The organism is Pseudomonas sp. SST3 (assembly GCF_003325755.1).
Genome location: NZ_QORI02000024.1, coordinates 44,288 through 55,142 on the forward strand (window position 1 = coordinate 44,288; position 10,855 = coordinate 55,142).

Annotated in this window: 14 protein-coding genes; 2 read left to right on the top strand and 12 right to left on the bottom strand. The window is 58.7% G+C overall.

All coding sequences use genetic code 11. From position 1 onward, the window contains the following. Window positions 1-17: 17 nt before the first annotated feature. The 9 genes from tolA to aspS form a co-directional block, all read right to left on the bottom strand. Complete coding sequence (gene tolA / locus DQ405_RS19600; RefSeq protein WP_168425740.1) at window positions 18-1,019, bottom strand: cell envelope integrity protein TolA; 1,002 nt, start codon at window positions 1,017-1,019, stop codon at window positions 18-20. Beyond that, window positions 1,019-1,471, bottom strand: a complete 453-nt coding sequence (tolR, locus tag DQ405_RS19605; protein ID WP_168425741.1) for a protein TolR — start codon at window positions 1,469-1,471, stop codon at window positions 1,019-1,021. Before tolR ends, tolA begins: the two co-directional genes overlap by 1 nt. Before the next feature lie 12 nt (window positions 1,472-1,483). Then, window positions 1,484-2,176 carry a protein TolQ gene (gene tolQ, locus DQ405_RS19610; protein WP_168425742.1) on the bottom strand — a complete coding sequence of 231 codons (693 nt, stop codon included), beginning with the start codon at window positions 2,174-2,176 and terminating at the stop codon, window positions 1,484-1,486. A 2-nt stretch (window positions 2,177-2,178) separates the two neighbouring features. Then, window positions 2,179-2,622 carry a tol-pal system-associated acyl-CoA thioesterase gene (gene ybgC / locus DQ405_RS19615; protein WP_168425743.1) on the bottom strand — a complete coding sequence of 148 codons (444 nt, stop codon included), beginning with the start codon at window positions 2,620-2,622 and terminating at the stop codon, window positions 2,179-2,181. Window positions 2,623-2,673: 51 nt separating this feature from the next. Then, window positions 2,674-3,726, bottom strand: coding sequence for a Holliday junction branch migration DNA helicase RuvB (ruvB, locus tag DQ405_RS19620; protein WP_168425744.1), 1,053 nt, complete (start codon window positions 3,724-3,726; stop codon window positions 2,674-2,676). Further along, the gene (gene ruvA, locus DQ405_RS19625) at window positions 3,726-4,331 is read right to left on the bottom strand and encodes a Holliday junction branch migration protein RuvA (RefSeq protein WP_168425745.1); all 606 of its coding nucleotides are present in this window, start codon (window positions 4,329-4,331) and stop codon (window positions 3,726-3,728) included. Before ruvA ends, ruvB begins: the two co-directional genes overlap by 1 nt. 93 nt (window positions 4,332-4,424) lie before the next feature. After that, the gene (ruvC, locus tag DQ405_RS19630) at window positions 4,425-4,949 is read right to left on the bottom strand and encodes a crossover junction endodeoxyribonuclease RuvC (RefSeq protein WP_168425746.1); all 525 of its coding nucleotides are present in this window, start codon (window positions 4,947-4,949) and stop codon (window positions 4,425-4,427) included. 159 nt (window positions 4,950-5,108) lie between these two features. Next, window positions 5,109-5,855 carry a YebC/PmpR family DNA-binding transcriptional regulator gene (locus DQ405_RS19635; RefSeq protein ID WP_168425747.1) on the bottom strand — a complete coding sequence of 249 codons (747 nt, stop codon included), beginning with the start codon at window positions 5,853-5,855 and terminating at the stop codon, window positions 5,109-5,111. A 76-nt stretch (window positions 5,856-5,931) separates the two neighbouring features. After that, the gene (aspS, locus tag DQ405_RS19640) at window positions 5,932-7,707 is read right to left on the bottom strand and encodes an aspartate--tRNA ligase (RefSeq protein WP_168425748.1); all 1,776 of its coding nucleotides are present in this window, start codon (window positions 7,705-7,707) and stop codon (window positions 5,932-5,934) included. Between the two features lie 374 nt (window positions 7,708-8,081). On the opposite strand from aspS, the gene DQ405_RS19645 reads away from it, so the two are divergent. Both DQ405_RS19645 and DQ405_RS28120 read left to right on the top strand, forming a co-directional pair. Next, on the top strand, window positions 8,082-8,552 hold the full coding sequence (locus DQ405_RS19645) for a Dps family protein (RefSeq protein ID WP_168425749.1): 471 nt from the start codon (window positions 8,082-8,084) through the stop codon (window positions 8,550-8,552). A gap of 308 nt (window positions 8,553-8,860) precedes the next feature. Then, window positions 8,861-9,490: a cold-shock protein gene (locus tag DQ405_RS28120; RefSeq protein ID WP_168425750.1), complete on the top strand. Its 630-nt coding sequence runs from the start codon at window positions 8,861-8,863 to the stop codon at window positions 9,488-9,490. 64 nt (window positions 9,491-9,554) lie between these two features. Here DQ405_RS28120 and DQ405_RS19655 read toward each other — a convergent pair whose 3' ends face one another. The 3 genes from DQ405_RS19655 to DQ405_RS19665 all read right to left on the bottom strand — a co-directional run. After that, the gene (locus tag DQ405_RS19655; RefSeq protein WP_168425751.1) at window positions 9,555-9,761 is read right to left on the bottom strand and encodes a SlyX family protein; all 207 of its coding nucleotides are present in this window, start codon (window positions 9,759-9,761) and stop codon (window positions 9,555-9,557) included. A 4-nt stretch (window positions 9,762-9,765) separates the two neighbouring features. Continuing rightward, complete coding sequence (locus DQ405_RS19660) at window positions 9,766-10,188, bottom strand: HIT family protein (protein ID WP_168425752.1); 423 nt, start codon at window positions 10,186-10,188, stop codon at window positions 9,766-9,768. A gap of 501 nt (window positions 10,189-10,689) precedes the next feature. Then, on the bottom strand, window positions 10,690-10,855 hold a 166-nt coding region (locus DQ405_RS19665; RefSeq protein WP_168425753.1), incomplete at its 5' end, for a transposase.

Consider the following 10,855-nt stretch of genomic DNA (forward strand, 5'->3'; position numbering starts at 1 on the left):
ACCTCGAAGGTAATTGATCACAACGCTAAATCCTCAGGCGTAAATGTCATCGTGAACGAGCGATACGGCTGAAAATCCTGAGCAGAGAGCCCCTGCATCTCGGTCAGCCGACCAATATTCTTAACCGCTGCAACTGCGGAATTATCGAACGGCGCATCACCGCTGGAGCGCGAAACCGTCACAGCGGTGATGGTGCCATCCGGCAGCATGTTGACCCGCAGCGATACCGACATGTTATTCCGCGCCGATGGCGGCCGGGTCCAACCCTCTGCTGCGCGCATCCGGATCAGATCATCGAAGTTGCCGGAGACCTGATCGCCTAGAGTATCGGCCATGGCTTGCTGACGTTCCGTGTCCTCCGCCAACAACTCAGCAAGCGCTTGAGCCTTTTTGTCCTCAGCAGCTTTGCGAGCAGCTTCGGCGGCCTTTTTCTTCGCATCTTCCGCAGCCTTCTTCTTTGCGGCCTCGGCTGCTGCCTTTTTCTTCGCGTCTTCGGCGGCTTTCTTTTTCGCCGCCTCAGCTGCAGTCTTCTTCTTCGATTCTTCGGCAGCCTTCTTCTTTGCGGCCTCGTCTGCCGCCTTCTTCTTGGCGATATCGGCCAATTTCTTTTGCTCGGCTTTTTTCGCCTCTTCGGCTTTCTTGGCTTCGGCTGCCTTTTGGGCAGCATCGGCCTTCGCTACCTCGGCCTTTCGAGCTTCCTCAGCCTTTTTTTGTTCCGCAGCTTTGGCAGCGGCCTGCTTTTGTTGCTCGACCTTGCGCTGCTCCATCTGTTCGGCTTCGTACTGTTTGGCGGCCGTTTTCTGCGCCTCGCCAGCAATCTTTTGATTGGTCTGGGTCTTCGCCTGACTCTGCGATTTAAGCTGATAAAGAGTCGCCTGAACGATTGGCTTGGACGGCGGCAGCTCCGGCGTCATGGCGAAGCTGACAAAGAGCATGCCGAAGATGACGACGTGCAGCCCCACCGCCAATATGGTGGGCCAGTAGTAACTCTCCGAGCGCGAACGTTCCGGCTGCTGCATCAAGGCGCCTCAGTAATCAGGCCGACATTACCCACGCCCGCTTCCTGCAGCCCACCCATTGCGGACATCACCGAACCGTAGTCCACCGCCTTGTCGCCGCGCACGAACACCTGGACCTGCTTACCCTGACTGCGGTTCTGATTCATGATTGCGGTGACCGCCTTGGTCATCTCCTCCAGCGTCAGCGCCTGATCCTGCACGGTCTCGGTATCGACTTCACTGCCGATGTTCCAGAAATAGGTCTTGTCCGCCTTGATCGAGATGGTCAGCACACGCGCATCGTTATCCTGAGGCAGGACTTCGCTGCTGACCTTGGGCAGATCGACCTTCACGCCTTGGTTGAGCATCGGCGCGGTCACCATAAAAATTACTAGCAGCACCAGCATCACGTCGATGTAAGGCACCACGTTCATTTCGGCGACAGGTTTGCGTCTGTTGCGAATTCTTGCCATGGCCTGCGGGCCTCAATCTTCTGTGGTGTGAACTTTGCGATGGAGGATCGCCTGGAACTCGTCAGCAAAGGTGTAGTAGCGGCCGATGAGCATCTCGCCACGCGCCGAGAACCGGTTATAGGCAATGACTGCCGGGATCGCCGCGAACAAGCCGATGGCGGTGGCGATCAAGGCCTCGGCGATACCCGGCGCCACGGTCGCCAGGGTCGCTTGCTGTACCTGGGCCAGGCCACGGAAGGAATTCATGATGCCCCATACGGTCCCGAACAGGCCGATATATGGGCTGGTCGAACCAACCGTAGCGAGGAACGGCAAGCTCTGATCGAGCTTCTCTTCCTCGCGGGAGATCGCAACGCGCATGGCACGGTTGACACCATCCATCACGGCGTCCGGATCCACGCCTAGCTGCTGGCGGAGGCGTGAGAATTCCTTGAAGCCGGCACGAAAGATCTGCTCGACGCCAGAGTCAGGGTCCGGGTTGCTGCCGGCCTGGCGATACAGCTTGGAAAGGTCGATGCCCGACCAGAAGCGCTCCTCGAAGCTGTCCAGCGAACGCTTCGCCGCCCGCAGCATATTGCCGCGCTGGAATATGATGATCCAGGAGGTCACCGAGGCGGCTACCAGGATCAACATGACCAGCTGAACCACAAAGCTGGCGTTGCTGATCAGGCTCCACATGGACATATGATCGACGTTGGCTTCCACGCTTACTCTCCTACTGGGGATAGACCCGACCCGGCGAAAGCGACACGCAGCGCTTCGGGAATGGGGCGGGGTTTCAAACTCTCGGTGCGCACACACGCCACCAGGAACTGCCCTTCGCAGAGCAGCAAATCATCTTTCGCACGTCGCACCTGCTGCTTGAAACGCAGGCTTGCACGCTTGATTTCCACCACCTCGGCCGAGACCAGCAGCTCGTCATCCAGCCTCGCCGGCGAGTGATAACGCGCTTCGCTGGAATGCACGACAAATAGTAGGTCTTGGCCTACCAGTTGCGACTGGGCGAAACCCAGGCTGCGCAACCGCTCGGTACGGGCCCGTTCCATGAATTTGAGGTAATTGACGTAATAAACGATGCCGCCCGCATCGGTGTCTTCGTAATAGACACGACACCGAAGAGAGAACGGTTGAGCATGTGATTCCGCGCGCATACTAGTGCTAGGCCCTGCAAATGCCAATCGGGTGGGAGAACAATATTTTTGTCACGCCGTGTCACCGTCGAATAGGTCGCCTACTGGCGAATCGCCCATGCGCTTCGGCAGGTTCAGACCAAAATGCAGATAGGCGTGACGGGTCACCACCCGCCCTCTCGGCGTACGCATGATGTAGCCCTGCTGAATCAGGTACGGCTCGAGAACATCCTCGATGGTGTGACGCTCTTCGCTGATGGCGGCAGCAAGGCTGTCGATACCCACAGGGCCACCATCGAACTTCTCGATCAGGGTCAGCAGAAGCCGGCGATCCTGGTGATCCAGGCCACGCTCGTCGACGTCGAGCATATTCAAGGCAAGATCTGCGGTCACTCGAGAGATTTCGCCGTTGCCACGAACTTCGGCAAAATCCCGGACGCGTCTTAGCAGCCGGTTTCCAATACGGGGCGTACCGCGAGCGCGGCGGGCGATTTCCAATGCGCCCTCGGGCTCAATGGGCAAACCGAGAATACCGGCAGACCGCGTCACGATCGTTGCCAGGTCGGCGGTGGAGTAGAACTCGAGGCGCTGCACGATACCGAAGCGGTCCCGCAGCGGGTTGGTCAGCATACCGGCCCGCGTGGTAGCCCCCACCAGCGTGAACGGCGGCAAGTCGAGCTTGATCGAACGCGCGGCTGGCCCCTCGCCGATCATGATGTCCAGCTGGAAGTCTTCCATCGCCGGATACAGCACCTCTTCGACAATGGGCGACAGGCGATGGATTTCGTCGACGAAGAGGACATCACCCTCCTCCAGGTTGGTCAGCAACGCAGCGAGGTCTCCCGGCCGCTCAAGCACCGGCCCAGACGTGCTTTTTATCGATACGCCCATTTCCTGAGCGATGATATTGGCCAACGTGGTCTTGCCGAGACCCGGAGGACCAAAAATGAGCGTGTGATCGAGCGATTCCTTGCGCGCCCGTGCGGCACGAATGAACAGATCCATCTGCTCGCGCACGACAGGTTGCCCGATGTAATCGGCCAGGCTGAGTGGGCGGATGGCACGGTCGAACTGCTCCTCGCGGTCTCGACCGGTGGCGGTAATCAGACGATCAGCTTCGATCACTAGACCATTCCCTTGAGTGCACGGCGGATCAGGTCTTCACTGCTCAAATCGTCTTCCTGTACGGCGGATACGGCACGGCTGGCTTCTTGTGGTTTGAAGCCCAGCGAGATCAACGCACTGACAGCATCGTTCTCGGCGCTTGAGACTGCCACAGCTCCGCGGGGTTCCACTACCAGAGTTGCGATTGACGGCATGGTTTCCCAAGCCTTGAAGCGATCCTTGAGCTCCACCAGCAGACGCTCGGCGGTCTTCTTGCCCACCCCCGGAATCTTCACCAGCACAGAGGTATCCTGGGCCTGGACACAGCGCACCAGCTCGTCCACTTCAAGCCCCGACATCAATGCCAGCGCAAGCTTGGGGCCGACGCCGTTGAGGCGGATCAGCTCGCGAAACAGCTCGCGATCACGCTTTTCGGAGAAGCCATACAGCAGATGCGCGTCCTCGCGCACCACCAGATGGGTATGCAGCGTCACCGGCTCGCCTACCGCAGGCAGGCGGTACAGCGTCGTCATCGGCACCTCGACCTCGTAACCGATGCCGTTCACATCCAGTATCAGATGCGGCGGTTGCTTTTCAGCCAGGGTGCCGCGCAAACGTCCAATCACAACTTATCCTCCTTTGGCCGCCATGCCGTGCCGCAGCCGAAATACTCAATCAGCGTCATAACTCGGACCAACGTTTCGGCCGAACTAGCAACCTTACAGGCGCAAACGCCCACCCCGCCGCTTGGCACCGGCCAGCCCGTGCGGAATCAGGCTTTGCCGATGATGGGCGTGACACAAGGCGATCGCCAGAGCGTCGGACGCGTCGATCTGCGGCTTCTGCACCAGCTTCAGCAGATGCATCACCATCATCTGTACCTGCTGCTTGTCAGCTCCACCAGTTCCGGCGATGGCCTGCTTGACCTGGGTGGCGGTGTACTCGGCGATTTCCAACCCCTGCTCCGCGGCAGCCACAATGGCAGCTCCGCGGGCCTGCCCGAGCTTGAGCGCGGAATCCGCGTTGCGCGCCATGAAGACCTGTTCGATGCCCATGGTTACCGGACCATGCAGGCGAATCACTTCGCTAACGCCGGTGAACACCGCCTGCAGGCGCGCGGAGAGCTCACCGCTGCCGGTGCGAATGCAGCCGGACGCGACATACTCGCAGTTGCGGCCAGTATCACGGATTACGCCGTAGCCGGTAATTCGTGAGCCGGGGTCGATCCCCAGAATAAGCGTCATGCCATCGCCATACTGTCTATTTATCCAGCCGGCAGTATAAGGAGCTACCTGCGCGGCGACCAGCGACATAACGAGACGCCATGACCAAGCCGGCAAAGAAGACCAACAAAAAGCCGGAAGCACCTAGGGTCGCTTCCGGCTGTGATGTTGCGCAACGGATTAGTCCAGCTGCTCCATGATCTCATCTGAAATTTCAGCGTTGTGATAGACGTTCTGCACGTCGTCCAGGTCTTCCAGCGCATCGATCAGACGCAGCACTTTCTGGGCGGTTTCCAGATCGGCGAGCGGTGCAGCAATGGACGGGATCATGGCTATATCCGCCTCCTCGCCTTTGAACCCGGCAGCGCTCAGCGCCTCGTTCACGGCATGAAAATCGGCAAAGCTGGTCGATACCAAAGCCGAGCCATCCTCACCCATTTCCACATCATCGGCACCGGCTTCCAGCGCTGCTTCCATCAGCGCATCCTCATCCACGCCGACGGCGAAGCTGATCTGGCCCTTGCGATCGAACATGTAGGCGACCGAGCCATCGGTCCCCAAGTTGCCGCCGTGCTTGCTGAACGCATGACGCACTTCCGCAGCGGTGCGGTTGCGGTTGTCGGTCATGGCCTCGACGATGATGGCCACACCACTGGGCGCATAACCTTCGTAACTCAGCTCGACGACGTTGTCTGCGTCATTGTTGCCGGCGCCGCGGGCAATGGCGCGATCGATCACATCACGCGACATGTTGGCGACCAGCGCCTTGTCCACTGCCAGGCGTAGCCGAGGATTGTCGGCAGGAACCGGCCCGCTCTTCGCGGCAACAGTCAGCTCTCGAATGATCTTGGTGAAGATCTTGCCGCGCTTGGCGTCCTGACGCCCCTTGCGATGCTTGATGTTGGCCCATTTGGAATGACCAGCCATAACTGCCTCCCTTTCTGATCAACTTTTCATCTGTCTAAACCAAGAGCCCAGGTTTCCCTGGGCTCTTGCATCGCCGTCACTCGGCTTTCGGCTGCTCACGCAGGCGAATGTGCAACTCTCGCAAAGCCTTGGCATCTACCGCACCCGGCGCCTGGGTCATGACGTCCGCCGCGCTTTGGGTTTTCGGGAAGGCGATCACCTCACGAATCGATTGCGCACCGGTCATCAGCATGACCAGACGATCGAGACCAAACGCCAGACCGCCGTGCGGCGGCGCACCGTATTTGAGCGCATCGAGCAGGAACCCGAACTTCTCGTTTTGCTCCGCCTCATCGATACCAAGGATGCGGAACACGGTTTGCTGCATTTCCTTGCGATGGATACGAATCGAGCCGCCGCCCAGCTCGGTGCCGTTGAGCACCATGTCGTAGGCACGCGAGAGCGCAGCGCCTGGATTGGCTTCCAGCTCTTCAGGGCTGCACTTGGGCGCGGTAAACGGATGGTGCAGCGCGGAGAGCGAACCATCGTCATTTTCCTCGAACATCGGGAAATCGACGACCCACATTGGCGCCCACTCGCAGGTGAGCAGGTTCAGGTCGTGACCGAGCTTGATACGCAGCGCACCCAGGGCCTCGGAAACGATCTTGGCCTTGTCGGCACCAAAGAAGACGATGTCGCCGTCAACCGCACCGACGCGGTCGAGGATGACGTTGAGCTTGTCTTCCGGGATGTTCTTGACGATCGGCGACTGCAGACCTTCAACGCCCTTGGCGCGCTCGTTGACCTTGATATAGGCCAGCCCCTTCGCACCGTAGATGCCCACGAACTTGGTGTAGTCGTCGATCTGCTTGCGCGGCATGCTGGCACCGCCCGGCACACGTAGCGCAGCGACTCGGCACTTGGGGTCGTTTGCCGGACCACTGAAGACCTTGAACTCGACCTGCTGCAGCTGATCCGCGACGTCGACCAGCTCCAGGGGAATACGCAGGTCCGGCTTGTCCGAACCATAGCGGCGCATGGCTTCTTCGAACGGCATGTGCGGGAACTCGCCGAACTCGACGCCCAGCACTTCCTTGAACAACTTGCGCACCATGCCTTCGGTGATACCGATGATGTCGGATTCGTCGAGGAAGCTGGTCTCGATATCGATCTGGGTGAATTCCGGCTGACGGTCGGCCCGCAGGTCTTCGTCGCGGAAGCACTTGGCAATCTGGTAGTAGCGATCGAATCCGGCCACCATCAGCAGTTGCTTGAACAGCTGAGGCGACTGCGGCAGCGCGAAGAAACTGCCGGGATGGGTGCGGCTGGGCACCAGGTAGTCACGGGCGCCTTCCGGCGTGGCACGGGTCAGGATCGGCGTTTCCACATCGAGGAAGCCGTTCTCGTCGAGGTAACGACGGATGCTGGTGGTGATGCTCGAGCGCAGCTTGAGCTTCTCGGCCATCTCAGGGCGGCGCAGGTCGATGAAGCGATAGCGCAGGCGGGTTTCTTCACCTACATCGCTGTATTCGTTGAGCGGGAACGGCGGGGTTTCTGCCTCGTTCAGCACCTCCAGTTCATAACCCAGCACTTCGATGGCACCAGAAGCCATGTTCGGGTTGCGTGCGCCTTCAGGGCGCAGGCGGACCTTGCCGGTGATCTTCACGACGTACTCGCTGCGCACCCGGTCGGCGGCTGAAAACGTCTCGGCGCGGTCGGGATCGAACACCACTTGGGCCATGCCTTCGCGGTCACGCACGTCGAGGAAGATGACCCCGCCGTGGTCACGGCGGCGATGGACCCAACCGCAAAGAGTGATTTCCTGGCCGTCCAGGCTTTCGTTCAACTGGCCGCAATAGTGGCTGCGCATCATGGTGGAGTTCGCTTCTCGTATCTTGGAAATTCGTTGGGGTCGCTCGACCCGCGACTGAACAGGCGACTGCTTCGCGGCGCCCCGCCTGAGATATCACCTGTCGGCACTGAAGGAGGCGCTCGGCATCAAAGCGCGGCGCTACCCGTACGGCAAACGAGCCGCCCGACACAAGCGCGGGATTATATCTGCATAATGACTTCAACGCAGCCGGCACCGATAGCCTTGATACGATCGGGCTGATAGACAACCCGGTTGAACCGAAGAGCGTTCTGAAGCTTCAAACCGATGACTGTTACGAGTGACATCGCGCCCACTCACCAAATGCATCCACTTCTGGCATAACTGTCAGTGAATTCATCAAAACGGAGACAACCATGGAAATCAATATTGGCATTGCCGAGCAGGATCGCGCCGCTATTGCGGACGGTTTATCCCGCCTGTTGGCCGACACTTACACGCTTTACTTGAAGACCCACAACTTCCACTGGAATGTGACCGGGCCGATGTTCAACACCCTGCATACCATGTTCGAAACTCAATACACGGAACTTGCCGTGGCCGTGGACGATATTGCCGAGCGTATCCGTGCGTTGGGCTTCCCCGCTCCAGGCACTTACGCCGCCTATGCGAAGCTGTCGTCGATCAAGGAGCAGGAAGGCATTCCTTCCGCCGATGAGATGATCAAGCTACTGGTTGAAGGCCAGGAAGCGGTTGTCCGCACCGCGCGCGGTATCTTCCCGCTGCTGGAGAAAGTCAGTGACGAGCCAACCGCTGACCTTCTGACCCAGCGTATGCAGATCCATGAAAAAACCGCATGGATGCTGCGCAGCTTGCTTGCCGCCTGATACGAGCCGTCGCATCGACCCACAACGAGACAGCCGCCCACGCGACTGTCTCGTCCTTGGGACCATGAACCAAACACATCTCAGCTGCCAACCAACCTAAAGTCAGCAGCCTAAATAGGCTTGCGCCCCACCTCATCCCTCACCCGCTCATGGCGTGCCATTTGAGCAGCGCCTTCCTTTACTGTTAAATACGCGCGCGCCGCAGGCTGGCACCATCAAATACGAGCGATCGCTCCACCCACGCTCAGTTTCCAATTCTGCCCAACGCCTGCCGCTTTCTATCGTGCTATTAACTGCGAGTCATATGAATGCTTAAGATTATCCATGTATTAACGGGCGTAGCTGCCTTGGTATTGTCATTCGTACCCAGCCTCACCGGCGCAATGCCGCTTCTGGCACAGCCCGAGGCGCTATGCCTGCTCCTTCTCGGCCTGCTGAACGTACAATTTGCCTCATCTGTGAACCTTGCAGCGAGCGGCCATAACCGGCCAATTCTGCTGGGCGCATCCGCACTGTTGATTATGGCGGTCGTGATCCAGGCCGCTGTATTGCTGACGCCGATCGCTGCCATTGCAAATCAACCAGCCACTCTTGCCAGCCTTGTACTCGTTTTTATCTCCGTATTACTGCAGCTGGCCACGACCCAACCCAAAGAAGTACGCACAACCGATCGCAACCAGCTTTCGAACGCCCGTAAAAGCCAGCCTAAACGCGCTACAGCACCAGCAGCCGGACGCGAGACGGGCACGGTCAAATGGTTCAACACCTCGAAAGGTTTCGGCTTTATTTCCCGCGACAGTGGCGATGATGTCTTCGTCCACTTTCGGGCGATTCGCGGCGAAGGCCACCGGGTGCTGGTAGAAGGTCAACGCGTCGACTTCACCATCATGATGCGCGACAAAGGTCTTCAGGCCGAAGACGTAGTTGCAACCCAATAAGCATCGTTAACGTCAAGCGCCAGAGCCAAGCCGGCACTGGCGCTCTTGCTTGCGCCGCAGCCAGTTAATAGTGCGGCGGAGGCGCTTCGTCTTCCTCTCCACCCATCCTGCTCTGGATGTCTTCCTGCCGTCGGGCGAGCAATCCCAGCTGCGCCTGCAACCGCTCGACCGTACGCTGCTGTGCAACCAGTACATCATTCAACGTCTGAATCGTATCGTCCTGAAAAGCCAGGCGTGCCTCCAGATCGATGATGCGCTGTTCCAATTCCATTACGTCACTCCGCAAAATGAAAATTATCAGTGAGCACCAGCTTCAGCTTCTGCTTGATCGCCTGAACCTGCGCTTCACTATAGCGGCTAGCCGGCTGATGCCCCCATACCGGCGCTGGCCAGGCTGCATCGTCCCGGCGTCGGGCGATTACATGCATGTGCAACTGACTCACCACATTTCCCAGAGTCGCCACGTTCATCTTGTCTGCGCCAAAGGTGTCTTTGAGCGTCTCAGCCAGTGCCGTTGCCTCCCGCCATAGCGCTTGCTGATCCGCAGGGTCCAGCTGAAACAACTCACTGATCTCTTCGCGACGAGGCACAAGGATGAACCAGGGATAGTTGGCATCGTTCATCAGCAGCAACCGACACAGCGAGAAATCACCCAGACTCAACGTGTCGTGCTCCAGACGCGAATCAAGAACGAACATAGCCGTGCTCCTCATATTCCGAATGATCAGCGCAGCACAAAACCGCGCCTGGTCGTCCCGCATGAGGATACTCCAACGCGCCGGCACAGCAGCAGCCCAGAACGCACCGAATCAGCGCTCGCACACTCCGAACCAGCCCCCTTTTAGAGCCCTTCATTCCTGAAAGCAGGTTGAGACTGCATTAAAAACCGTCTTTTTCGTTCTGTGCACGGTTATTGCTTTGAAGAAAAAAGCATCGAACGAGGGGGGAGAAAAACGGAAATAGCTGGGTTAAGCTTGCTCGCGCTAGTTTACCCAGCTACACAGTAATTCTCGGGATATACATTCCAGGCTTGCTGCAGGTTTCGACCAGCTAGGGATGGTCTGAAGTAGTCAGGTATTTCTGGCTGACTCCAGCCCTTGCCGATTTCAAAACGGTGATTCGGCTAAAAAACGATCAAATCATCCCCTCTTTCCGGATTTATAGCCGGCGCGAGCACCTCGCGCCGGCCATTTCCCGCATTACAGACGCACCTCTCCTGCATTCGTCAGCAAATGTCGGCGCGCCATCCACAGGTTCGACAGCGCGAACAGTGTCACCAACTGCGCGGTGTTCTTCGCCAGGCCACGGAAGCGTGTCTTCACGTAGCCGAATTGGCGCTTGATCACCCGGAACGGGTGCTCGACT